Here is a 23,129-nt window from a genome sequence, read left to right as displayed (position 1 = left end):
GCATCCTATTTGGTTGTCGTGCTCTGACCGGGGCCGGAGGCCGCCGCAGTGATCCGCACGGACTCCGTGTCCGTCGGGTGGGCGAGACCCACCGCCGGGAGCGCGGACGCCGCGGAGGTGGCATCGATGAGTGCGTCTTCTGCATCCTCGAGCTCACGCGCCAGCGTGCCGGGGGCATCCTGCCCGCCCGGCGTCTCGGCCTTGGCGCGCTGGATCGAGGTGAGCGTGCTGAGCTGTGCGTTCGGCAGGAAGATCACGGCGATGAGCGTGACGATCGCGAGCGGCACGGCGAGCATGAAGATCGTTCCGACGCCGCTTCCGTATGCGCTCTCTACGATCTCGCGCAGGAAGTCCGGCAGCAGGTTGACCTGCGGGATGCGGCCGTCGCCGAGTGCCTGCATGGCCTCGGCCTGCTTGGCGGGTGAGAGCTTCATCACGTGGTCCTTGATGTTGCTGGCCACGACGGTGCCAAGCAGCGAGCCCATCACCGTGACACCGATGGTGCCGCCCAGGCTGCGGAAGAAGGTGACGGCGCTGGTGGCGACGCCCATGTTCTTGGCCGCGGTCTGGTTCTGCACGACGAGCACGAGGTTCTGCATGACCATGCCGACACCAGCGCCCAGCAGGAACATCGAGACACCGACGTAGAAGAAGTTGGTGTCGTAGTGCAGGAAGGTGAGCATGTAGCTGCCGATGACGCTGAGCGCGCTGCCGGCGATCATGAAGCCCTTCCACTTGCCGTGGCGGCTGATCAGGCCACCGACCACGGTCGAGGAGATGAGCAGGCCACCCATCATGGGGATGGTGAGCAGACCGGACTCGGTCGGTGTCGCGCCCCGGGCGAGCTGCATGTACTGGCTGAGGAACACCGAGGTGCCGAACATGGCCACGCCGACAGAGATGCTGGCGATCACCGAGAGGGTGAAGGTGCGGCTCTTGAAGAGATCCAGCGGGATCATCGGCTCCTTGGCCTTGAGCTCAACGACCACGGCGAGGGCGAGGAGCACGAGGGCCCCCGCGACCATGGCGAAGCTGGTGATCGAGTCCCACTCGAACTGCGAACCGCCGAGGCTGACCCAGACGAGCAGTAGCGAGACGCCGCCGGAGATCAGCACCATGCCGAGGTAGTCGATCGACACCTTGCGCGCGGGGAGCTTTGGCAGGTGCAGTGTGCGCTGCAGCAGGATGAGTGCCACGATCGCGAACGGCAGGGCGACGAAGAAGTTCCAGCGCCAGCCGAGGGTGTCGGTGATCACGCCGCCGAGCAGCGGGCCGCCGATGGTGCCGATGGCCATCACGGCGCCGAACAGGCCTGCGTACTTGCCGCGCTCACGCGGGCTGATGATGTCGGCCATGACGATCTGGCTGAGTGCGGCCATGCCGCCGGCGCCGAGGCCCTGGAACACACGCATCGTGATGAGCATGCCGGGGTCCTGGGAGAAGCCGGCGATGGCGGATGCCAGGACGAAGATGACCATGGCGAGCTGCAGCAGCAGCTTGCGGTTGAACAGGTCGGCGAACTTGCCCCAGATGGGCGTCGACACGGTGGTGGCCAGGAGGGTCGCGGTGATGACCCAGGTGAACGCGGCCTGGTCGCCCTTGAGCTCACCGATGATGAGGGGCATCGAGGTGCCCACGACGGTGCTGGCGATCATCGACACGAACATGCCGAGCAGCAGGCCGCTGAGTGCCTGCATCACCTCGCGGTGGGTCATGCCGCTCTCAGAAAGCTCTGCGTTCTTCGCGGCCTTCTTCGCGGCCTTCGCGGAAATGGGTGGTAATGCTTTCTTCGACGCGTTCTTCGCTACGTCGGTCGTGCTCTGTGACAAAGGGGCTCCAGAATGTAGTTGACTGATATCAACTATAGGTTTCTAGTTGACCACTGTCAACTAATGGCGACTGGGCGCGCGATTTGCGCCGGCGCGCGGCATCCGTTAGCCTGTACGAAGCCAAAGACCGCTGGCGTTGCTGTGCAGAAATGCACGGCGACCGAAGGCTTGTGAAAACAAGGGCCCGCGTAGGTGTGTGAAGTAGTTTTCAATCGCAAGATTGTCTCCAGCTCCGTGCGCTTGCGCCGGAGCTTTTTTGTTGCCTCAATCCGGGCGGTCTGGGTGCACATCGCTACCGTGATGTGTGACGTAGACATATAGGAGTAGGCCATGGCGAACAAGGAAGCCACGGTTGCCGAGCTCACGAACCTGTTCGAGACCTCGACCGCCGTTCTGCTGACCGAATACCGCGGCCTGACGGTTGCCCAGCTCAAGCAGCTGCGCGGCAACATCCGTCAGGACGCGAGCTACGCCGTGGTGAAGAACACGCTGACCAAGATCGCCGCGAACAACGCGGGGATCACGACGCTGGATGCCGACCTCGTCGGCCCGTCCGCCGTCGCCTTCGTGCACGGCGACTTTGTCGCCGCCGCAAAGGCCGTTCGTGACTTCGCCAAGGCAAACCCGAGTCTTGTGATCAAGGGCGGCATCTTCGAGGGTAAGGCCCTCAATGCCGACGAGGTCAACAAGTACGCCTCGCTCGAGAGCCGCGAGGTTCTGCTTGCGAAGGCAGCGGGAATGATGAAGGCGACGATGGGCAAGGCTGCCGCCACCATCGACGCGCTTCGCGAAAAGCTGGAGACCGCGGCCGCGTAAGCGCCCGACGTTCTCGTTCAACAACCCCAAGAAATTTAGGAGATACATCATGGCGAAGCTCACCACTGAAGAGCTGCTCGAGCAGTTTTCCGGCCTGACCCTTGTCGAGCTCAGCGAGTTCGTGAAGGCGTTCGAAGAGAAGTTCGAGGTCACCGCGGCCGCTCCCGTCGCCGCTGCCGGTGGCGCGGGCGCCGCTGCTGAAGAGGTTGAGGAGAAGGACTCCTTCGACGTCATCCTCGAGGCTGCTGGCGACAAGAAGATCCAGGTCATCAAGACCGTCCGCGAGCTCACCTCGCTCGGTCTTGGCGAGGCCAAGGCTGTCGTCGATGGCGCCCCCAAGGCTGTCCTCGAAGGCGCAAACAAGGAGACCGCCGAGAAGGCGAAGGCTGCCCTCGAAGAGGCCGGCGCTACCGTCACCCTCAAGTAATTCGCGCCCGGCTTGCCGGGCTTGAATTCGGACGCGGTCTCCTGCATCCGAGGTCTCTGACCTCGAAAAATCAGGTATTCCGTGTTCCGAGGGCGTCGCCCCCGAAACGGGGCGGCGCCCTCTTGCGTTTAACCTGGTCGCTCGCGCGGCCGGTTGCCAGACGCGTGAGGGTTCCGTCGACGGATGCCTGAGGCATCCGTTCTGCCACTCGGCAGTTTCGGCAACCCCGCGTCCATTCCAGCGCGCCCTCCCGCACCGGCGGGGCGGTGCGGCTGTGCACCCACACTGTGGTGGACGCATGCACAGAAGGCAACACCCCGTGAATAGACAACTCGGAAACTGGCGACGATTCGCCGCAGCGCTCGGCGGGCTCATCGCCGACGCGTACCTCACCGGCGATGAGCGGCAGCACGCCAGCCACCCGCCGGATATGTACCGGAGCCACCTGGCCACCACGGCCAACTGGATCCGGTAGTCCGCCCACGATGAATGCCCCGACACGCCAGTCGGGGCATTCGCCCGTTAACGGCACTCGCAGGCTATGTATAGCTGAGCTATGTATAATCGGGAGATGACGAACACGACCGACCGACTCCCCGAGGTGCTCGGCGAACTCATCGTCGTGAGCAACAAGCTCACGCGCATGGCGGCGCAACTCACCGAGGGGGCGGAGTCACCCGCTATCTGGCGCACGCTGAGCGCCCTGCGCGACGCCGGGCCGGTGCGCCTCGGCGAGCTGGCGTTGCTCAGCCGCGTCGCCCAGCCCACCATGACCAAGCTCGTGCACACGCTCGTTGAACGCGGCTGGGTAGAGCGGATCGCCGACCCGGCCGATGCCAGGGCGACCGTTCTCGCCGCAACGAGCAGCGGCCACGCCGCGCTCGCGGCGTGGCGGGCCGAACTCATCGCGGCCATCCTGCCGCAGTTCGACGGGCTCGACCCTGACGAGGTGGCGGCCATCGCCCGCGCCGTGCAGATCGTGCACCAGCGGCTGGACGCCCCATCCTCAACACCGAAAGAAGCATGAGATGACAGAAACGCTCGAGGAGCGAACCAGTATTCTGCGACAGCCGAAGGCGGTGTGGGCGGTCGCCTTCGCCAGCGTCGTCGCGTTCATGGGTATCGGCCTGGTCGACCCGATCCTGCCGGCCATTGCCAGCGAGCTGCAGGCAACGCCGACAGAGACCGTGATGCTGTTCACCAGCTACCTCGTCATCACCGGTGTCGCGATGTTCTTCACCAGCTGGATCTCCAGCAGGATCGGCTCCAAGAAGACGCTGCTCATCGGCCTGGCACTGATCGTGGTGTTCGCGCTCGCGGCCGGCCTCGCCGGTGACATCGAGACGATCATCGGCTTCCGGGCCGGCTGGGGCCTCGGCAACGCGCTGTTCATCTCAACCGCGCTGGCGACCATCGTCGGCGCGGCATCCGGCGGCACCTCCTCTGCGATCATTCTCTACGAGGCGGCACTCGGGCTCGGCCTCGCCATCGGCCCGCTGCTGGGCGGCCTGCTCGGCAGCATCAGCTGGCGCGGGCCGTTTTTCGGCACGGCGGCACTCATGGCCATCGGATTCATCGCGCTGCTCGTGCTGTTGCAGCCCGCCCCAGCCGGCGCCACGAAGCCGACCCCGACGCGGCTCTCGGCGCCCTTCCGTGCGCTGGCCCGGCCAGCCCTCGGCATCCTGGCTGCCGCCGCCGTCTTCTACAACTTCGCCTTCTTCGTGCTCCTGGCTTACACGCCGTTCGCGCTGGTTCCGCTCGGCGTCGGTGACGCGATCAGCCTCGGCCTGGTCTTCTTCGGCTGGGGCGTCTCGGTGGCGATCACCTCGGTGTGGGTGGCGCCGATCCTGACCAAGCGGATGCCGCGCACCCGCGTGCTCTGGCTGGTGATGCCGTTGCTGGCCGTCGACCTGCTCGTCATGGCCCTGCTCGTCGACTCGCTGCCGGCTGTGATCATCGGCGTCGTGGTCGGCGGCATGCTGCTCGGCGTGCTCAACACCGTGCTCACCGAGTGCGTGATGGAGGCGACCGATCTGCCGCGCTCCGTCGCCTCGAGCGCCTACTCGGGCGTGCGCTTCCTCGGCGGCGCGGTCGCGCCGCCCGTCGCGACCCTGCTGGCCGAGGCGCTCTCGCCCTCTGCCCCGTTCTTCGCCGGGGCGCTGGCCGTACTCGTCTCGGTGACGATCGTGATCGTCGGCCGCAAGGCGCTGCGAAGCGCTGACGGGCACGTCGAGACGGCGCTGGTCGAGGCCGAGGCGATCGGCATCGGCGACGCATAACGCGCACTGCGCGCTGCGTAACGATTCGACTATCAAGGATGCTGCCGAACTGCGGAATCATTGAGTGACGTGGTTCTCTTTGCCTAACGTTGTCGTGACGATCCACTCGTCGGCCTTGCGCAGAACGTGCGTAATCGCTTGACTGGCCGTCGTGGGAGCGCTCTCACGGACTCAATGAGGAGGAATCATGCAGTTGAAGAATTCTCGCCGGGTACTTCTGCCCGTGGCCGCTCTCGCGGCTTTCGGGCTGGTGCTCTCCGGCTGTGCATCGGATTCGGGAAGCGGCGGTGACAGCAGCGCACCGGCCGGTCCGGGCGATGCGGGCACGGCCGACGGCGTTGTGACCGTCTATGGCACGATCGTCGACACCGAGGCTGAGCTGCTGGAGAAGTCGTGGGCCGACTGGGAGAAGGCCAACAACATCGACATCCAGTACGAGGGCAGCAAGGAGTTCGAGACCCAGATCGCGATCCGCGCGCAGGGCGGCAACGCCCCGGACCTCGGCATCTTCCCGCAGCCCGGTCTCTTCTCTGACATGGTCTCGCGCGACTACATCCAGCCGGCACCCGACGGCGTTGCCAGCAACGTCAAGGACGGCTGGTCCGAGGACTGGGCGAGCTACGCGACGGTCGACGGCACGCTCTTCGGCGCTCCGCTCATGGCCAGTGTGAAGGGCTTCATCTGGTACTCGCCGGCACAGTTCAAGGAGTGGGGCGTCGAGGTTCCGACCACGTGGGACGAGATGATGACGCTCACCAAGACCATCCAGGCGAAGACGGGCAAGCCGCCGTGGTGCGCCGGCTTCGGCTCGGACGCGGCGACCGGCTGGCCGGGCACCGACTGGGTCGAGGACCTCGTGCTGCGCCAGGCCGGGCCGGAGACCTACGACAAGTGGGTCAAGCACGAGATCCCGTTCACCGACCCCGCCATTGCCGATGCGTTCAACTCCGTCGGGGACATCCTGCTCCAGACCGACTACGTCAACGCCGGATTCGGCGACGTCAAGTCGATCAACTCCACGCCATTCGGTGATGTGGCCCGCGTGATGGGCGACGGCAGCTGCGCGCTCACCCACCAGGCCAGCTTCTTCGACGGCTTCCTGCAGGACCCGAAGAACGGCAACGCAACCGTCGGGCCGGATGCCGACATCTGGGCGTTCATCACCCCGTCGGTCAAGGCCGGCGGAACCGCCGTCACCGGTGGTGGCGAGATCGTCGCCGCGTTCTCCAACGACGCCGACACCGCCAAGGTGCAGGAGTACCTCTCGAGTGCCGACTGGGCGAACAGCCGCGTCGCCCTCGGCGGCGTGCTGAGCGCCAACAAGGGTCTCGACCCGGCGAACGCCTCCAGCCCGATTCTGCAGGAGTCCATCAAGATCCTGCAGGACCCGAACACCACGTTCCGTTTCGACGCCTCTGACCTGATGCCCGGCATCGTGGGAGCCGGCTCGTTCTGGACCGGGATGGTCGACTGGATCAACGGCAAGCCGACCGACGAGGTGTTGAAGACGATCGACGCCTCGTGGCCGTCCGAATAACAGGCGCCACGCAGCAGAGCGCTGCATGAGCCGAGCGGATGCCGGTGACTTCGAGTCCCGGCATCCGCTCGACACAGGGGCACCGCTCCGCGATACTGCACAGCAACACTTTCTACGCAGCACCACGTTCAGCACTGCACCACCTACTGCTCAGCACCGCTGCAGAGCGTTTCCACCGAGGGAGGCCCCGTGTCCGCGTTCTTTAGCTGGATAGCGACATTGCCGGCGTTGCTGCAAGTCGTTGTGGTGGTGCTGAGCTTCGGGGCCGCGATCGCCGTGCTCATCTTCCTGCTGGAGGTCGCACCGCGCAGCGGCCGCAAGTTCACGGTGATCCGGCTCGCCGCGTGCGTGCTGATCCCCGCTCTGGTGTTCTTGTTCCTCGGCTCGCTCTGGTGGGCCGCGGCCGTCGCTGCCGTGCTCGGTGGCCTCTTCTTCTGGCTCGACATGCGGGCGCGGCAAGGTGCCGGCTACCTGTTCCAACTCGTCGGGTTCCTCGCCCCGGCCGTGGTTCTGCTCTCCATCGGCCTCATTTACCCGACCATCATCACCACGATCGCCGCCTTCATGAACAGTCGCGGCAACCGCTTCGTCGGCTTCGAGAACTTCGTCTGGATCTTCACGCAGGAGACCGGCATCCGCACCGTCATCAACACCATCATCTGGGTGTTGTTCGTGCCGGTGCTCTCGACGATCTTCGGGCTGGCCTATGCCGTCTTCATCGACAAGTCGCGCGGGGAGAAATACTTCAAGGCTCTCGTGTTCATGCCGATGGCCATCTCGTTCGTCGGCGCCAGCATCATCTGGCGCTTCGTGTACGCGGCCCGGCCGGCCGACCAGCAGCAGATCGGCCTGCTCAACCAGGTGGTCGTGATGTTCGGCGGCCAACCCGTCGACTGGTTGGCGAACTCGCCGTGGAACACGTTCTTCCTGATCGTCGTGATGATCTGGATCCAGACCGGATTCGCCATGGTCGTGCTCTCCGCGGCGATCAAAGGCGTTCCGGTCGAACAGCTGGAGGCGGCAGAGATCGACGGCGCCAATGCCTGGCAGCGCTTCCGCAATGTGACGGTGCAGGCGATCAGGCCCTCGCTCGTCGTGGTGCTCACCACGATCTCCATCGTCTCGCTCAAGGTGTTCGACATCGTGCGCACCATGACAGCCGGCGCAAACTCGACCAGCGTGCTCGCCAATGAGATGTACAGCCAGTGGAAGGGCTTCGAACTCGGCCGCTCGGCCGCACTGGCGCTGGTGCTGTTCCTGCTCGTCGTGCCCATCATCGTCTACAACGCCAGACAGATCAGCAAGCAGAGGGAGATCCGATGAGCCCCACGGAGACCGAGCTGGTCACAACGAAGGACGCCGGCGGCGCCAAGCGCGGCGGCGGGCGGGCGCGGTTCGGGACAACGGACACCAGCACCACCGGCGGCCGGGTGAAGCACCGACTGACGAACCGGTGGGCAACGCTGGCGGCACTCGTGATCGCCGTGTTCTGGACGCTGCCGACCCTCGGACTGTTCATCACCTCGATCCGCCCGGCCGCCGACATCAACGTCTCCGGCTGGTGGACCTGGTTCGCCAACCCGAGTGTGACGCTCGACAACTACGCCCAGGTTTTGGAGGCCGGCAACAGCCAGCTGAACATGGCGGGCGCGTTCATCAACTCGATCGCCATCACCATCCCGGCGACGCTGATCCCGCTGGTGCTGGCCAGCCTCGCCGCCTACGCCTTCGCCTGGATCGACTTCAAGGGGCGCAATATCCTCTTCATCGGAGTCTTCGCCCTGCAGATCGTGCCGCTGCAGATGGCACTCGTGCCGCTGCTCAGCCTGTTCTCGCGCGGGGTCAAGATTGGCAACGTGGAGCTGTTCAGCAGCTTCAGTGCCTCGAACTCCTACACTCAGGTGTGGATCGCGCACTCGATCTTCGCGCTGCCGCTGGCGATCTTCCTGCTGCACAATTTCGTCACCGAGATCCCCTCAGAGGTGATCGAGGCCGCACGGGTGGACGGTGCAGGACACGGCCAGATCTTCTACCGGATCGTGCTGCCGTTGACCGTTCCGGCCATCGCCTCCGTCGCGATCTTCCAGTTCCTGTGGGTGTGGAACGACCTCCTCGTCGCGCTCGTCTTCGCCGACGGCAAGGTAGCGCCGATCACCAAGCTGCTGGCCGAGATCAGCGGCAGCCGCGGGCAGGACTGGAACCTGCTGACGGCCGGTGCATTCGTGGCCATCATCGTTCCGCTGATCGTGTTCTTCGCGCTGCAACGCTACTTCGTGCGCGGTCTGCTGGCCGGGTCGACCAAGGGGTAGCCTCCGCCGCGCCGGCCGGGGTCGAGCACATAGGGTGAAACCATGAGTGCAGCACCGGACGGGGCGGCGGGAATCGCCGCAGAGGATGCCAACAGCGCGGGGGACCCTCGATGAGCCGGGTCAGCCGCCGGCTCAATGAGTCGGAGTCCGCGCTCTCCGAACGGCACCTGCGGGAGGCCTTCGGCATCACGGGGGAGGTCACCGGGCCGAGGCGTCCGTTCGAACGCTACGGGCTGTTCGAGGGGGACGCGCTCGTCGCGCAGGCGTTCGACATCCACATGCACACGCTGATCGGCGGCGCCGAACTGGCCACGGCCGGCATCGGCAATGTCACCGTCGCCCCGGAGTACCGCGGCAGTGGGGCGGCACAGACGATCATGGTCGACACCCTGACCGCAGCCAGGCAGCGCGGTGCCCTGATCTCGACGCTCTTCGGGGCGGCGCCGGCCCTCTACCGCTCGCTGGGCTTCGAGCTGATCGCCCGCCCGAAGCGGTGGAAGATCCCGATGGCAGCGGCGGCCGGCATCCGCGTGCCTGCCGGGCTCGCCCTGCGCGAGTCCACCCCGGATGACGCGGCCGCCCTGCTCGACGTCTACCGGCAGGCCGCGCGCCGCAGCGCGTTCGCCGTGCACCGCGACGAGAGCAGCTGGCCGGAGTTCTCGCGGGTGAGCGTCGTGCACGACGGGCAGCGCGTGCTCGGCTACCTCGCCTGGAGGACGGAGACCGAGAACGACGAGGTGGCGCTGCGCGTCGAGGAGGTCGCGGCGCTCAGCCCCGGCGCCTACGCGGCGCTCATGCGCTCGGTGGCGAGCTGGAGCTCGGTCGTCAGGGTGGCGACGATGGCGGGCGTCGACGCTCACCCCGCGCTCGCCCAGCTCACCGGCAACACGATTCCGGGGCGGCGCACGCCGTACATGCTGCGCGTGCTCGACGTCGCCGGGGCGCTTGCCGGGCGGCAATGGGCCCGCCTCGACGGCGGCGCGGTGATCGCCGTCGACGACGAGGTGTTCGCCGACAACGCCGGAGGCTGGGCGCTGGCCGTGGCCGGCGGGGCGATGGCCGTGCAGCCAGCGGCGGAGGCGGATGCGGGCGTGCGGTTCACCGCCCGCGGCCTGGCCGCCTGGTTCAGCGGCTCGGCCAGCGTGGCCAGCATCGCGGATGCCGGGCACGCGACCATCGTCGACGAGGACGCGGCCGCCCTGCTCGACGGGTGGGCCGTGCTGCCGACCACCTGGATCTCTGAGAACTTCTAGCCGGGCTCGTCGAGACGGGCACCGCGCCCCGGCGTCGGGCGACGACGTAGGGTGAGGCTATGAGCGGAGTACCAGGCGGCGGCGGACGAGGCGGCGGCGGGGGTGGCGGTGGAGGCCGCGGCGGGCGTGTCAGCGCGGCCGACGAGAAGGCGCAACGGGCGATCAACGCCGAGGCGCCCGAGATCCCGCACCTGCTGACGCGCATCGCGGCGCTGTTCGCCCCGCACAAGCCCCAGCTCGTCATCACCGTCGTGCTCGTACTGATCGGGGCGGGGCTCAGCGTCATCCCGCCGCTGATCACGCAACGTGTGTTCGACCACGCGCTGTTCCCGGCATCCGGCGGCCCCGACCTCACGCTGCTCGCCTGGCTGGTCGGTGCCATGGTCGTGGTGTTCGTCGTCAGCGCGCTGCTCGGCGTCTGGCAGACCTGGCTCACCGCCACGGTCGGCAACTCGGTGATGGGCACGCTGCGGGTGCGCCTGTTCACCCACCTGCAGGCGATGGAGCTGAGCTTCTTCACCCGCACCAAGACCGGCGTCATCCAATCGCGGCTGCAGAACGACGTCGGCGGCGTCGCCAGCGTGCTGACCAACACGATCTCCAGCGTGCTCGGCAACACCGTCACCGTGATCGCGGCGTTCATCGCGATGCTGCTGCTGAACTGGCAGCTCACCCTGATCGCCGTCGTGCTGATGCCGTTCATGGTCATCGCCCAGCGCCGGGTCGGCCAGGTGCGGGCCCGCATCGCCGCCAAGACGCAGGAGTCGCTGTCGGAAATGACGGCGATCACGCAGGAGACGCTGTCGGTCAGCGGCATCCTGCTCTCCAAGAGCTTCACCCGGCAGGGCACCGAGATCGCCCGCTACGCCGACGAGAACGCCAACCAGGTGACGCTGCAGGTGCGCCAGCAGATGAGCGGCCAGTGGTTCTTCGCCCTCGTCAGCATCTTCCTCTCCAGCATCCCGGCGATCGTCTACCTGGCCGCCGGCTACCTGATCGCCGGCGGCGCCACCGACGTGACGGCGGGCACCATCGTCGCCTTCACCACGGTGCAGGCCCGGCTGATGTTCCCGCTGATGGGCCTGATGCGGGTCGCGCTGGACCTGCAGACCTCCACGGCACTGTTCGCCCGCATCTTCGAGTACCTCGACCTGAAGCCCGCGATCGTCGACGCCCCGAATGCCCTGACGCTGCCGACCGATGGTGCCGCGGCATCCGCGGCTCGAAGCGTCGGCCAGGGGGCAGCGGAGCTTGGCCGGGTCGAGTTCGACCGGGTCAGCTTCCGCTACCCGGACCAGGCCGAGAGCGAGCGGCCCACCCTCGACGAGGTGTCGTTCACGGTCGAGCCCGGCCAGTACGCGGCCTTCGTCGGGCCGAGCGGAGCGGGCAAGACGACGGTGTCGTACCTGGTGCCGCGGCTCTATGAGGCCTCGAGCGGGGCGGTGCGCTTCGCCGGGGTCGACGTGCGCGACCTCACCCAGCAATCGCTGGTCTCACACATCGGCATCGTGAGCCAGGAAACGTACCTCTTCCACGCGACGATCGCCGAGAACCTGCGCTACGCCCGGCCGGATGCCACCGACGCCGAGCTGGAGAGGGCGGCTCGCGCGGCGAACATCCACGAGACCATCGCCGGGTTCCCGGCCGGCTACGACACCCTGGTCGGCGAGCGTGGCTACCGGCTCTCAGGCGGCGAGAAGCAGCGCATCGCAATCGCGCGCGTGCTGCTGAAAGACCCGGCCGTGCTGGTGTTGGACGAGGCGACGAGCGCGCTCGACGTGATCTCGGAGCGGATCGTTCAGGCGGCGCTGGACGACGCGGCGCGCGGTCGCACGACGATCGCGATCGCGCACCGGCTCTCGACCGTGGTCAACGCCGACGTCATCTTCGTGGTCGAGGCGGGCCGGCTGGTCGAGCGCGGAACGCATGGCGAGCTACTCGCCCTCGGCGGGGTGTACGCCCGCCTGTTCGCAGAGCAGAGTGCACTCTCGGCGATCGCCGGGCCGCTGCCGGTGGCCGACCTGCCCGAGTAGCTGCCGTGCGCTCGACCAGCGGGCCGCTTGCCCTTCGGAGGCAACAATGAGAACGGGAGGCCACTTTCGCGTGAAAGTGGCCTCCCGATCTGCCGAATGCCTCCCGAGCGGGTGTCGGGGCAAGGCGGGCGCGGTTACTGGCGCTTGGCCAGCATCGACTCCATCAGGTCGATCTCGGACTGCTGGCTGGCCAGCACCGAGTTGGCGAACGGCACGATGACCGAGTTGTCGCTGCGTTCCAGCACCGACTCCGCCATCTCCAGTGCGCCCTTGTGGTGGGCGATCATCAGCGTCAGGAACAGCCGCTCCGCCTCGACACCGCTGGCCGCCTGCAGCTCGGCGAGCTGCTCAGCGGTCGCCATGCCGGGCATGGGGCCGCCGGGAACGTGGTCGGTGCTCGCCGCATCGGTGCCGCCGTGCACGTGCCCGACCGCGCCGTTCAACGCCGGCCGCGTCATCCACGTCATCGACGGCTCCGAGCCGTACTGGCCCAGGCCCCACTCACTCAGCCAGCCGTAGAGTTGGCCGGACTGCTGGCCCTGGGTGGTCGCGATGTCGTAGCCGAGCAGTCGCGTCTCGGGGTCGTCGGTGCGGTCGCGGATGATCATCGCCATCTCGACGCCCTGCACGTGGTGCGCCTGCATGTCGCGGGCGAAGCCCGCCTCTGCACTGGTGTCGCTGGGCGTGGCGCCGATCGTGCTCAGCCGGCCGATCGAGAACGACACGAGAGCCACGACGACGAGCGCGATGACGGCGATGATCGCCACGACGGCCCGGCCGGCCAGGCGCGGGCGAGCGGATGCCGCAGGCACGCCGGTCTCGGCGTCGGCGGCATCCGTCAGCTCAGCGTCGGTGTGCACCGAATCGGTCTGCAGGGCGTCCGCCACTAAGAGACCTTGCCCGGGGCGTCGAATGCGCCGGAGCAGAGGGCGCCGGGCTCGGGAACGAACTGGCTCTTCCAGTACTCCTCGAGGAACTCGCCGATGCGCGCGTCGTCGGCGGAGTCAACCTGCAGCTGCGAGTTCCAGCCGCTCAGCACGATGGTCGACGGCAGGTCTTCCTTCGGGGAGAGCACGATGTAGCTGCTGGGCAGCTTGAGCTTGAGCGCGTTGAGGGCGTCTTCGGAGAGCGAGGGGTCGTAGGTGACCCAGATGGCGCCGTGCTCGAGCGAGTGCACGGCGTTCTCGTTGGGCACGGGCTGGTCGTAGACGCCGCAGTTGAGCCACATCTGGTTGTGCTCGCCGCCGGCCGGCGGGTTCTGCGGGTAGTCGACGGTGCCCTCGACGTGGCCGGCGCCGTTGTTGAACGTCTCGACGCCGCTGACCTTCGCGCCGGTGCCGCCCGCGGTGTAGCTGGCCCGCTGCGGGGTCAGCACGACGGCGGAGACAACGAGAGCCACGACCACGACGGCGCCGGCGACGGCCGACCAGATGCCGATCAGGCGGTTGCGGCGGGCACGGGCCTCGCGCTTCTTGTATTCCTCGAGCTTCTTGGAGCGCGCCTCGGCACGCTGCTCCTTGATGGTGAGTGCCTTTGCCTGCGCCTTGGCGGCAGGGGGAACGGGCGGGGTCGGGGAAGAAGACATTCTCGGCCTCTCGAAGGGGAGCGCTGGGGTGGGTGCACGGGATCTGGTCGAGGCGTAGCCTCCGCCCCGAACCCTCTGAATGTATCGGCAATCGCTGAGGAGGCGCTGAATGAGCGGGCGGATGTCGCGTCGGCCGGCGCAGGGGGTGGCGGCTTCGGATGCGGCGGAGTAGAACAGTGCCATGAGCGAGAACGAGGCGATCACCCGCTGGGTCAATGGCTACCGCAAGGCTTGGCTGAGCAACGACCCCGACGACATCCGCGCCCTCTTCACCGAGGACGCCGAGTACTACACCCGCCCCTTCCGCGCTCCGTGGCGCGGCCACGACGACATCGTCACCAACTGGATCGAGAACGCAGACGGCCCGGGCGGCAGCACCTTCGAGTGGCAGCCGGTCTTGGCCAGCCCGGAGACCGCCGTCGTGCGCGGCGTGACCACCTACCCCGGCGACAACGACGTCTACCACAACCTCTGGGTGGTGCAGATGAGCCCGGACGGGCGCGCGAACTCCTTCACCGAGTGGTGGATGGAGGAGTAGCGGCGGGGAGCCGCCGGCGGATGACGCGGCCCCCGGCCGCCGCAGGCTTGGCGGTTTTTCGACGAACAGTGTCATTTCTGCCAGCGCGCGGGGTGGACCGGGCACGGCATGATGAGGGGGTGACTCCGACGAGACTGCCCGCATCGACACCCACCCACCCGGCGGGGGCACCAGCGGAGCGGCCTGCCGCGGTGCACCAGGGCTCGCTCGGCCTCGTGCGCGGCACGGCCCTGTACATCGCCGCCGTGCTCGGAACCGGCATCCTCGTGCTGCCGGGCCTCACCGCATCCGTCGCCGGCCCCGGCTCGATCCTCGCCGTCGCCGCCGTCTTCCTGCTCTCGATCCCGCTGGCCGGCACCTTCGCCGCCCTCGCCGCGCGCTACCCGGACCCGGGCGGCGTCGCCAGCTATGTGCGCCGGGCGCTCGGCAACACCCCGGCGCGCATCACCGGCTACTGGTTCTACTTCGGCGTCTGTGTCGGCGCCCCGGTCGTCGGCGTGCTCGGCGCCGAGTACATCGTCGCGGTGCTGGGCGTGGACCGCTCCGCCGTCGGGATCGTCGGCCTGGCCATCCTGGTGCCGCCGTTCATCGCGAACATGTTCGGCCTGCGGGTCTCCGGCACCGTGCAGCTCGGCCTCACCGTGCTGCTGCTGGCCGTGGTCATCGGCGTCGTCGCCGTCTCCTTCCCCGCCGCCGACCCGGCCAATTTCTCGCCGTTCCTGCCGCACGGCCTCGGCGGCGTCGGCACCGCGATCAGCCTGTTCCTCTGGGCGTTCGCTGGCTGGGAGGCCGGCACTCACATCGCCGGAGAGTTCAAGAACCCGCGCCGCGTCATCCCGTTGGCGACGGGCATCGCCGTGGTCGTCGTCGGGATCGCCTACCTGTTGCTGCAGATCGTCACCGTCGCCGTGCTCGGGGTGGATGCCGGCAACGGCCCCGTTCCGTTGATCAGCCTCGTCTCGACTGTGGCGCCGGGGGTGGGGCCCATCGCCGTCGCGATCGTCGCCGGTATCGTCGTGCTCGGTGTCATCAACGTCTACATCGGTGCCTTCGGCAAGCTGGGCGCCTCCCTCGGCCGCGACGGTGACCTGCCGCGTTGGCTCGCCAAAGGCGTCGAAGACGGGGCGGTTCCGCGCCGAGCGCTCGTCGTGACGGCCGTGCTGACCGCGCTCTACTTCGTGGTGATGGCAGCGGTCGGCTTCAATCTGACCGCGTTCATCCTGGTTCACACCAGCTGCACGGCCGCCATATACGCCTTCGGCATGGTCGCCGCGGTGCGGATCCTGGAGCGCTGGAGCATCGGCTGGTGGATGGCCGTTGTCGCCAGTGTGCTCACCGCCGGGATGCTCGTGCTGGCCGGCCCGAACCTGGCGATCCCCGCCGCGCTTGCCCTCGCGGCCGTCGCCGTCGCTCTCGTGAAACGCGGCCTTGCGCGCCGGGCGCGCGGCCGGGTTTCATTGGCTGAGCCCGACAGCACCGGAACCCCGCTGGTCAAGCTTTCCGAAATCACCGGAACCCCGCTGATTGAGCCTGTCGAAATCCGCGGAACCCCGCTGGTTGAGCCTGTCGAAATCCGCGGAACCCCGCTGGTTGAGCCTGTCGAAATCCCCACCCCCCTCACCCGCACCTCCTCAGAGCTGGAGACTTCATGACCGAGTACCGCGCACGCTTCGACGCCACCGTCACCTTCGTCAATGGGGGAGACCTCGTCGCCCGCGGCTTCCGACTGGACCTACCCTCCGCCGAGGTGTCGAAGCAGCGGCTGGCCGAACTCTTCGTGCGCCACCTCGGCCTCACCCTCGTCGAAGACGTGTCGCTGACGAACATCGAGATCGTGCGGGAGCAGCACCGCGGCAGCCGGGGAATCCCATTCGCCGAGATGCTCAGCGAGGCCCTCGACGGCAGCCCGCTGGCCGAGCGCCTGGCGGCGGAGGCAGACGCCGAGGAGGCAGACACCGAGGAGGATGCCGGCGCGACCGCACCCGCCGTGCGCCGCATCGTCGACCTCAGCCACGTCATCCGGGCCGGCTTGGTGACATACCCCGGCCTGCCTGCTCCGGTGATCACCCCGCACCTGACCCGCGAGGACTCCCGCGAGAAGTACGCGCCGGGCACCGAGTTCGCGATGGACACGATCACCATGATCGGCAACACCGGCACCTACCTCGACAGCCCGTACCACCGCTACGAGGGCGGCCGCGACCTGGCCGAGCTCAGCCTGGAGAGCCTCGTCGAGCTGCCGGCCGAGGTGTTCCACCTGACGGATGCCGCCAGCCGCGGCATCCCGGCCGAGGTGTTCTTCGACCGCCAGCTGGCCGGCGCCGCCGTGCTGCTGCACACCGGCTCCGACCGGCTGTTCGGCCAGCCGGAGTACGCCGTCGACTCGCCGTTCCTCACCGAGGCCGGCGCTCGCCACCTCGTCGAGCAGGGGGTCGCGCTCGTCGGCATCGACGCGCTGAACATCGACGACACCGAGAGCGGCGGGGAGCGCCCGGCCCACACGCTGCTGCTCGAGGCCGGCATCCACGTCGTCGAGCACCTCACCCGGCTTGAGGAGTTGCCCGCCCGCGGCGCCCGCTTCACGGCCGTGCCGCCCAAGGTCGAGGGCTTCGGCACCTTCCCGGTGCGCGCCTTCGCGACCCTCGACGCCTAGCGGGGAGCGCTACTCGCCCGGCGTGGGCTGCCAGCGGCGCGGCCCGCTGCCGCTGGCGCCCAGCTCATCGCCGGGGTTGCGCAGCACGCAGCTGTCGAGGCTCAGGCAGCCGCAGCCCATGCAGCCCTCCAGGTCGTCGCGCAGGTGCTGCAGCTCGGCGATGCGGGCGTCGAGCTGGGCGCGCCAATGCTCCGAGATCCTGGCCCAGTCGCGCGGGCTCGGCGCCCGGTCGCCCGGCAGCGAGTCCAGCGCGGAGCGGATGTCGGCGAGCGAGACCCCCACGCGCTGCGACACCTTGATGAACGAGACCCGGCGCAGGGCATCGCGGCGGTAGCGGCGCTGGTTGCCGTCGTTGCGCTCGCTCTGCAGCAGCCCCTCGCGCTCGTAGAAATGCAGTGCAGAGACGCTGACGCCGCTGCGGGAGGCCAGCTCGCCGACGCTGAGCACGCGGGTGGGATTGCCGCCGAGTGAGGGCATGGCCGTCCTTCCTGTGCCCTCAGGCGAGGGGCCACGGAGTGTTGACCTCAACCATAGTTGAGGTCCTAGGCTCAGACTCGTGCCTTTCGTAGAGACTGACCCCAGCGAGCCCCGCGACACCTCATCGGCGGTGTCCGGCGCTCCGGCATCCGTCGGCCCCAAGGAGACCGAACCCCAGAATGCTGAAGGCGCCCTCTCGGCTGGCCCCGAAGAGAGCGTGCTGGGCCCGACGTACCGCTGGATCAGCATCGGCATGTGTGTGCTCATCTTGCTCGCCGCTTTCGAGTCGCTCGCCGTCACCACGGTGATGCCGCTGATCGCCGAGGAGCTCGCCGGCCAGTCCCTCTATGCCCTCGCCTTCGCCGGGCCGCTGGCCGTCAGCGTCGTCGGCATGGTGCTCGCCGGCAACTGGGCCGACCGCCGCGGCCCGAAGGCCCCGCTCTACTCGGCGGTCGCGCTGTTCGCGATCGGCCTGCTGCTGGCCGGCACCGCCACCAGCATGGAGGCGCTCGTCGCCGGCCGCCTCATCCACGGCCTCGGCGGCGGCGGCCTTACCGTTGCGCTCTATGTGATCGTCGCCCGGGTGTACCCGCACGTGCTGCAGCCGCGCATCTTCGCGGGCTTCTCGGCCGCCTGGGTGATCCCGTCCCTCGTCGGCCCGTTCGTGGCCGGCGTCATCGCCGAGGCGGTGAGCTGGCACTGGGTGTTCCTCGGCGTCGTCGCATTGGTCATCCCTGCTCTGTTCATGGTGGTCCCAGCGCTTCGCAGCATGGTCCACGCGCCGGATGCCGAGGCGACCGTTCCCCGCTGGGACGTGCCCCGCATCCTCTGGGCGGCGCTCGCCGCCGTGGCCGTGCTCGTGCTGAACCTCAGCGCCGAGGCGGCCGGCTGGGTGCTCTGGGTGCTGCCCGTGCTGGCGGTCGTCGTGCTCGCCCTCGCCCTGCGCCCGCTTCTGCCGGTCGGGGCGCTGCGCGCGGCGCGAGGCCTGCCCGCAGCGGTGCTGGTGCGCGGCCTCATCGCCGGAGCCTTCTTCGGCGCCCAGGTCTACGTGCCGTTGATCCTCACCGGCCGCTATGAGCTCACGCCTTCGCTGGCCGGCCTGGCGTTGACCGTCGGCGGCGTGGCTTGGGCCGTGACCGCGCAGATCCAGGGGCGCTACTCGGCGACGCTCTCGCACGCGCGCTGCCTGCAGATCGGCCTGCTGCTGCTCGGCACGGCGCTGGTGGTCACGATCACCGCGACCGCCCTCGCGCTGCCGGCGCTCGTGCTGATCGTGGCGTGGGCCTTCGCCGGCGGCGGCATGGGCATCATGTACCCGCGCACCTCGGTGATTGCGCTGCAGTCCTCGACTGAGGCAGATCAGGGCTTCAACAGCTCGGCCATCGCGATCTCCGATGCCATCGGCGCCGCGATCTCGATCGCCCTCGCCGGCATCGTCTTCGTGCTGCTGGCCCCGGTCGGAGGCGTGTGGCCCTTCGTCGGCTGCTTCGGCCTGGCCACCGTGTTCTGGCTAGTGGCCGTGCTGGTGCGCAGCCGCGCATCGGTCAGCGTTCCCGCGCACTGATTTCGACAGGCTCAATCACCGGGGCGGAAGCAAGCTCAATCACCGGGGCGGAAGCAGGCTCAATCGCCGGGGCGGAAGCAGGCTCAATCACCGGGGCGGGCATGTTCCTGTCACATGGTTTCGTGTGACTGTCACAAATGTGTCAGTCACATCCGCCATTTTCGGCATAATTGACCTGCGCACGCATGTGAACGTACACATGCGCGGGAATACGCACAGACAAGGACAGTCGTGACGGACGAGGCAGGCCGAGGCAGAGCGCCCAGCATCCGCGATGTGGCCCGTCTCGCCGGCGTCTCGCACCAGACCGTCTCTCGCGTGCTCAACCACCACCCCAGCATCCGGCCGGAGACCAAGGCCCGCGTGCTCACGGTGATGGAGGAGCTGCAGTACCGGCCGAACCGCGCGGCCAGGGCGCTTGTGACCAGCCGTTCCCGCGTGATCGGGGTGCTGTCGGCCTCCAGCTCGCAATACGGACCGGCCTCGAGCATCGCCGCCATCGAGGTCGCCGCCCGCGCCCACGGCTACTACATCAACACCGCGAACATCGTCGGCTCCGACCACGACGCCATCACCGGTGCCATCGAGCATCTGATGTCGCAAGCCGTCGAGGGCCTCGTCGTGATCGCGCCCCAGGTGCGGGTGTTCGACATCCTCGCCGAGCGCGCGATCGACGTGCCGCTGGTGACTCTGCAGCCCACCGGCCGGTTCGGCGACAACACCCTGGCCGTCGATCAGATCACCGGTGCCCGGCTGGCGACGCGGCACCTGATCGAGCTCGGCCACCGCCACATCTACCACCTGGCCGGTCCGCAGGACTGGATCGAAGCAGAGGCGCGGATGACGGGGTTCCTGCGGGAGATGTCCGACAGCGAAGTGGCGACGACCGCTCCGATCCTCGGCGACTGGACGGCCGACTTCGGCTACTACGCGGGGCGCGAACTGCTCAGCGTGCGCGACTTCACCGCGATCTTCTCCTCCAACGACCAGATGGCGCTCGGCCTGATGCACGCGGTGCGGGATGCCGGCCTCGACGTGCCGGGCGACGTGAGCATCGTCGGCTTCGACGACATCCCGGAGGCCGCGCACTACGCGCCGCCGTTGACGACCGTGCGCCAGGACTTCTCGGAGCTCGGCCGGCGCAGCATCGAGAAACTCATCGCCGAGATCGACCGGCGTTCGCCATCGACGGGGGGCGAGCACGCCGGGAATGCCGCCCCGGATAGCGCCGCGGATGGCGCCCCGGATGGCACCGAGGATGACGCAGAGGACGGCACGGGGGAGCCCGCTGCGGCCAATCGCCTGCTCGTGCCCGAGCTCATCGTGCGCCAATCGACGGGTTTGCCTGCCTTCTAGCCCCCACCACCGGCCGGCGCTGACTTTTCGGCCCCGGTCGCGCCAGCCAGTCCGCTCGTGAGAGCGCGACATCCGCATGATTACGGCGAAATTGGCGCCGTTACCGATATGAAACATTCTGAACTTGACAATCCATCTGCCGATGCAGCTACCATGAGGGCAGCCAATGTGACCGTTCACATTTGCAAATCGCCCGCCCTGCGATCCTCAGATCGCGGCGGGCGATAGCACGCCCACGATGAAGTGACGAAGGAATAACGAAACGTGACAAAGCAGTCGATGCACCGGAGCATGGCGGCATTCGCCGACGCTGCGGCATCCGTTTCGACCCCGGCCCCAGGCGCAGCCCGTGGGCACGACACTCAGGCGGTGCGCTCGTGAGCGGCTTCGGACCCACCATCGAAGTGGCGATTGCCCGAGTGCGGGCCGACGTGGCCCAGCTGCACTCCGAGCTGCCGCGCAACGAGCTCGTCGTCTGGACGGGCGGCAACGTGTCTGCCCGGGTTCCCGGCGCCGATCTGTTCGTGATCAAGCCCTCCGGTGTCTCCTACGAGGAGCTCGCCCCCGAGAACATGATTCTCTGCGACCTCGACGGCAAGGTCATCGACGACACCCCCGGCAGCGGGCTCGCGCCGTCCAGCGACACCGCCGCGCACGCATACGTCTACCGGAATATGCCGGAGGTTGGCGGCGTCGTGCACACCCACTCGCCATATGCCACCGCCTGGGCGGCCCGCGGCGAAGAGATCCCCTGCGTGCTGACGGCCATCGCCGATGAGTTCGGCGGGCCCATCCCGGTCGGCCCGTTCGCCATCGTCGGCGACGACTCGATCGGGCGCGGCATCGTCGAGACCCTCAACGGGCACCGTTCCAAGGCGGTTCTGATGAAGAACCACGGCCCGTTCACGATCGGCGCCAGCGCACGGGATGCCGTCAAGGCCGCCGTCATGGTCGAAGACGCCGCCCGCACCGTGCAACTGGCACGGCAGTCAGGCGAGCTGATCGAGATCCCCCAGCCCGCGATCGATGCCCTCTTCGATCGCTACCAAAACGTCTACGGACAGGCGACGGAGGTTCGTCGCCAGAAGCCAGCACCCCGTGTGCGGGCCCGAGCGGCGAAGGGCTCATAAGCCCCTCGCAGAAACCCGGGCCCGGCGCCCTCCTCGGCGCCGAGCTCGATGTGCAGCACCAGACAATGACGTCCGCGTCACAATGAAAGGAAACACAGTGAAGACGAAGAAGGTTCTTCTCGCGATGTTCACCGCCGGGGCCATGCTGGCTCTGTCGGCTTGCGCCGGCACCACGGCTGGCACCGATGCTGGTGCTGGCGACGGCGCAGCCAAGGGCGGCCTCATCGGCGTTGCGATGCCCACCAAGAGCTCCGAGCGTTGGATCCAGGACGGCAACGCCGTCAAGGAGCAGCTCGAGGCCCAGGGCTTCAAGGTCGACCTGCAGTACGCAGAGGACGACATCCCCACGCAGGTCTCACAGATCGAGAACATGATCACCAAGGGCGCCGAAGCCCTGATCATCGCCTCGATCGATGGCACCACGCTGAGCAGCGTGCTCGAGCAGGCCGCCGAGAACGAGATCCCGGTCATCGCTTACGACCGCCTGATCCGTGACACCGACAACATCGACTACTACGTCACGTTCAACAACTACATCGTCGGCCAGCAGCAGGCCTGGTCGGTGCTGAACGGTCTCGGCCTCGTCGAACTCGACGGCACGCCGATCGCCGACGCCCCCGCCGGACCCTTCAACGTGGAGCTGTTCGCCGGTTCGCCCGACGACAACAACGCCACCTTCTTCTGGCAGGGTGCCATCGACGAGCTCCAGCCCTTCATTGACGCCGGCACCGTCGTCGTCAAGAGCGGCCAGACCAACTTCGAGCAGGCCGCCATCCTCCGTTGGGACGGCGAAGTTGCCCAGAAGCGCATGGAGAACCTGCTTACGTCGACCTACTCCGACGGCTCCAAGGTCAACGGCGTCCTCTCGCCCTACGACGGCCTCTCCCGCGGAATCATCTCCGCTCTGACCGACGCCGGCTACAAGGTCGGCGCTGAATGGCCGATCATCTCCGGCCAGGACGCCGAGCTCGACTCGGTCAAGGCCATCAACTCGGGCGAGCAGTTCGCCACCATCTTCAAGGACACCCGCGAGCTGGCCAAGGTCGCAGTTGAGATGGCATCCGCCCTGCTCAACGGCGACGAGGTCAAGGTCAACGACACCAAGACCTACGACAACGGCAACTTCGTTGTTCCGTCGTTCCTGCTCTCCTCGCAGGTCGTCGTGAAGGACAACATCACCTCGGTTCTGGTCGACAGCGGCTACTGGACCGCAGACGAGATCAAGGGCTAACACCCGTTCACTCTCCCCGTGAGAGGCCGGTGGGGGTACTTCGGTACCCCCACCGGCAGCACGGTTCCCCGGCACAGAAATAGCCAGCAAAGAAATAGGAAGTCGAATGAGG

Annotated in this window: 21 protein-coding genes; 17 read left to right on the top strand and 4 right to left on the bottom strand. The window is 67.8% G+C overall.

The window, feature by feature from the left end:
- Positions 1-5: 5 nt before the first annotated feature.
- On the bottom strand, positions 6-1,715 hold the full coding sequence (locus AWU67_RS12630; protein WP_067229639.1) for an MDR family MFS transporter: 1,710 nt from the start codon (positions 1,713-1,715) through the stop codon (positions 6-8).
- A 444-nt stretch (positions 1,716-2,159) separates the two neighbouring features.
- Here AWU67_RS12630 and rplJ point away from each other — a divergent pair, with 444 nt between their 5' ends.
- The 10 genes from rplJ to AWU67_RS12585 all read left to right on the top strand — a co-directional run bounded on the left by rplJ (position 2,160) and on the right by AWU67_RS12585 (position 12,483).
- Complete coding sequence (rplJ, locus tag AWU67_RS12625; protein ID WP_067229637.1) at positions 2,160-2,645, top strand: 50S ribosomal protein L10; 486 nt, start codon at positions 2,160-2,162, stop codon at positions 2,643-2,645.
- A 49-nt stretch (positions 2,646-2,694) separates the two neighbouring features.
- Positions 2,695-3,072 (top strand): 50S ribosomal protein L7/L12, encoded by a 378-nt coding sequence (gene rplL / locus AWU67_RS12620; RefSeq protein ID WP_047412741.1) that lies wholly within the window; start codon positions 2,695-2,697, stop codon positions 3,070-3,072.
- A 319-nt stretch (positions 3,073-3,391) separates the two neighbouring features.
- Entirely contained in the window at positions 3,392-3,547 is a 156-nt protein-coding gene (locus AWU67_RS17390; protein ID WP_160329754.1) for a hypothetical protein, read from the top strand.
- Positions 3,548-3,643: 96 nt separating this feature from the next.
- Entirely contained in the window at positions 3,644-4,099 is a 456-nt protein-coding gene (locus AWU67_RS12615; protein WP_067229636.1) for a MarR family winged helix-turn-helix transcriptional regulator, read from the top strand.
- A gap of 1 nt (position 4,100) precedes the next feature.
- A complete protein-coding gene (locus AWU67_RS12610) occupies positions 4,101-5,351 on the top strand; it encodes an MFS transporter (protein WP_067229635.1) in 1,251 nt (416 codons plus the stop codon).
- 187 nt (positions 5,352-5,538) lie between these two features.
- A complete protein-coding gene (locus AWU67_RS12605; protein ID WP_067229632.1) occupies positions 5,539-6,888 on the top strand; it encodes an ABC transporter substrate-binding protein in 1,350 nt (449 codons plus the stop codon).
- 189 nt (positions 6,889-7,077) lie between these two features.
- A complete protein-coding gene (locus AWU67_RS12600) occupies positions 7,078-8,211 on the top strand; it encodes a carbohydrate ABC transporter permease (RefSeq protein ID WP_067229630.1) in 1,134 nt (377 codons plus the stop codon).
- Positions 8,208-9,197 carry a carbohydrate ABC transporter permease gene (locus AWU67_RS12595; protein WP_082716967.1) on the top strand — a complete coding sequence of 330 codons (990 nt, stop codon included), beginning with the start codon at positions 8,208-8,210 and terminating at the stop codon, positions 9,195-9,197. Before AWU67_RS12600 ends, AWU67_RS12595 begins: the two co-directional genes overlap by 4 nt.
- Positions 9,198-9,307: 110 nt before the next feature.
- Positions 9,308-10,450, top strand: a complete 1,143-nt coding sequence (locus tag AWU67_RS12590; RefSeq protein WP_067229626.1) for a GNAT family N-acetyltransferase — start codon at positions 9,308-9,310, stop codon at positions 10,448-10,450.
- Between the two features lie 59 nt (positions 10,451-10,509).
- Positions 10,510-12,483, top strand: coding sequence for an ABC transporter ATP-binding protein (locus AWU67_RS12585; protein ID WP_067229618.1), 1,974 nt, complete (start codon positions 10,510-10,512; stop codon positions 12,481-12,483).
- Between the two features lie 134 nt (positions 12,484-12,617).
- Here the strand turns inward: AWU67_RS12585 and AWU67_RS12580 are convergent, their stop codons facing one another.
- Positions 12,618-13,370, bottom strand: a complete 753-nt coding sequence (locus AWU67_RS12580) for a DUF305 domain-containing protein (RefSeq protein WP_234407251.1) — start codon at positions 13,368-13,370, stop codon at positions 12,618-12,620.
- Positions 13,370-14,068, bottom strand: coding sequence for a DUF3105 domain-containing protein (locus AWU67_RS12575; RefSeq protein WP_067229614.1), 699 nt, complete (start codon positions 14,066-14,068; stop codon positions 13,370-13,372). Before AWU67_RS12575 ends, AWU67_RS12580 begins: the two co-directional genes overlap by 1 nt.
- 181 nt (positions 14,069-14,249) lie before the next feature.
- Between AWU67_RS12575 and AWU67_RS12570 the strand changes: the two genes are divergently transcribed.
- The 3 genes from AWU67_RS12570 (at position 14,250) to AWU67_RS12560 (ending at position 17,259) form a co-directional block, all read left to right on the top strand.
- A complete protein-coding gene (locus AWU67_RS12570) occupies positions 14,250-14,606 on the top strand; it encodes a nuclear transport factor 2 family protein (protein WP_067229611.1) in 357 nt (118 codons plus the stop codon).
- A 119-nt stretch (positions 14,607-14,725) separates the two neighbouring features.
- Positions 14,726-16,258, top strand: a complete 1,533-nt coding sequence (locus AWU67_RS12565) for an APC family permease (RefSeq protein WP_234407250.1) — start codon at positions 14,726-14,728, stop codon at positions 16,256-16,258.
- Positions 16,255-17,259, top strand: coding sequence for a cyclase family protein (locus AWU67_RS12560; protein WP_067229602.1), 1,005 nt, complete (start codon positions 16,255-16,257; stop codon positions 17,257-17,259). The genes AWU67_RS12565 and AWU67_RS12560 overlap by 4 nt, the downstream gene beginning before the upstream one ends.
- 9 nt (positions 17,260-17,268) lie before the next feature.
- On the opposite strand, the gene soxR is transcribed toward AWU67_RS12560, so the two are convergent.
- Positions 17,269-17,736, bottom strand: a complete 468-nt coding sequence (gene soxR / locus AWU67_RS12555; protein WP_067229598.1) for a redox-sensitive transcriptional activator SoxR — start codon at positions 17,734-17,736, stop codon at positions 17,269-17,271.
- Positions 17,737-17,815: 79 nt separating this feature from the next.
- On the opposite strand from soxR, the gene AWU67_RS12550 reads away from it, so the two are divergent.
- From AWU67_RS12550 to chvE, 4 genes are all read left to right on the top strand, one after another.
- Complete coding sequence (locus tag AWU67_RS12550; protein ID WP_234407249.1) at positions 17,816-19,300, top strand: MFS transporter; 1,485 nt, start codon at positions 17,816-17,818, stop codon at positions 19,298-19,300.
- Positions 19,301-19,531: 231 nt separating this feature from the next.
- Entirely contained in the window at positions 19,532-20,656 is a 1,125-nt protein-coding gene (locus tag AWU67_RS12545; RefSeq protein WP_067229592.1) for a LacI family DNA-binding transcriptional regulator, read from the top strand.
- Positions 20,657-21,033: 377 nt separating this feature from the next.
- Positions 21,034-21,786 (top strand): L-ribulose-5-phosphate 4-epimerase, encoded by a 753-nt coding sequence (locus AWU67_RS12540; RefSeq protein ID WP_067229590.1) that lies wholly within the window; start codon positions 21,034-21,036, stop codon positions 21,784-21,786.
- Positions 21,787-21,883: 97 nt separating this feature from the next.
- Positions 21,884-23,017, top strand: a complete 1,134-nt coding sequence (chvE, locus tag AWU67_RS12535; protein WP_067229587.1) for a multiple monosaccharide ABC transporter substrate-binding protein — start codon at positions 21,884-21,886, stop codon at positions 23,015-23,017.
- Positions 23,018-23,129: the final 112 nt, after the last annotated feature.

It is taken from the genome of Microterricola viridarii, from assembly GCF_001542775.1.
GTDB lineage: Bacteria > Actinomycetota > Actinomycetes > Actinomycetales > Microbacteriaceae > Microterricola > Microterricola viridarii_A.
Note: the sequence above shows the minus strand (reverse complement) of the source record. Positions and strands in the feature narration are given on the sequence as shown.

Coding starts and splice junctions, on each gene's coding strand:
- AWU67_RS12590 (WP_067229626.1), top strand. CDS start 9,308: ATGAGCCGGGTCAGCCGCCGGCTCAATGAGTCGGAGTCCGCGCTCTCC.
- rplL (WP_047412741.1), top strand. CDS start 2,695: ATGGCGAAGCTCACCACTGAAGAGCTGCTCGAGCAGTTTTCCGGCCTG.
- AWU67_RS12630 (WP_067229639.1), bottom strand. CDS start 1,715: ATGACCCACCGCGAGGTGATGCAGGCACTCAGCGGCCTGCTGCTCGGC.
- soxR (WP_067229598.1), bottom strand. CDS start 17,736: ATGCCCTCACTCGGCGGCAATCCCACCCGCGTGCTCAGCGTCGGCGAG.
- AWU67_RS12560 (WP_067229602.1), top strand. CDS start 16,255: ATGACCGAGTACCGCGCACGCTTCGACGCCACCGTCACCTTCGTCAAT.
- AWU67_RS12575 (WP_067229614.1), bottom strand. CDS start 14,068: ATGTCTTCTTCCCCGACCCCGCCCGTTCCCCCTGCCGCCAAGGCGCAG.
- AWU67_RS12570 (WP_067229611.1), top strand. CDS start 14,250: ATGAGCGAGAACGAGGCGATCACCCGCTGGGTCAATGGCTACCGCAAG.
- AWU67_RS12585 (WP_067229618.1), top strand. CDS start 10,510: ATGAGCGGAGTACCAGGCGGCGGCGGACGAGGCGGCGGCGGGGGTGGC.
- rplJ (WP_067229637.1), top strand. CDS start 2,160: ATGGCGAACAAGGAAGCCACGGTTGCCGAGCTCACGAACCTGTTCGAG.
- AWU67_RS12595 (WP_082716967.1), top strand. CDS start 8,208: ATGAGCCCCACGGAGACCGAGCTGGTCACAACGAAGGACGCCGGCGGC.
- AWU67_RS12610 (WP_067229635.1), top strand. CDS start 4,101: ATGACAGAAACGCTCGAGGAGCGAACCAGTATTCTGCGACAGCCGAAG.
- AWU67_RS12615 (WP_067229636.1), top strand. CDS start 3,644: ATGACGAACACGACCGACCGACTCCCCGAGGTGCTCGGCGAACTCATC.
- AWU67_RS12605 (WP_067229632.1), top strand. CDS start 5,539: ATGCAGTTGAAGAATTCTCGCCGGGTACTTCTGCCCGTGGCCGCTCTC.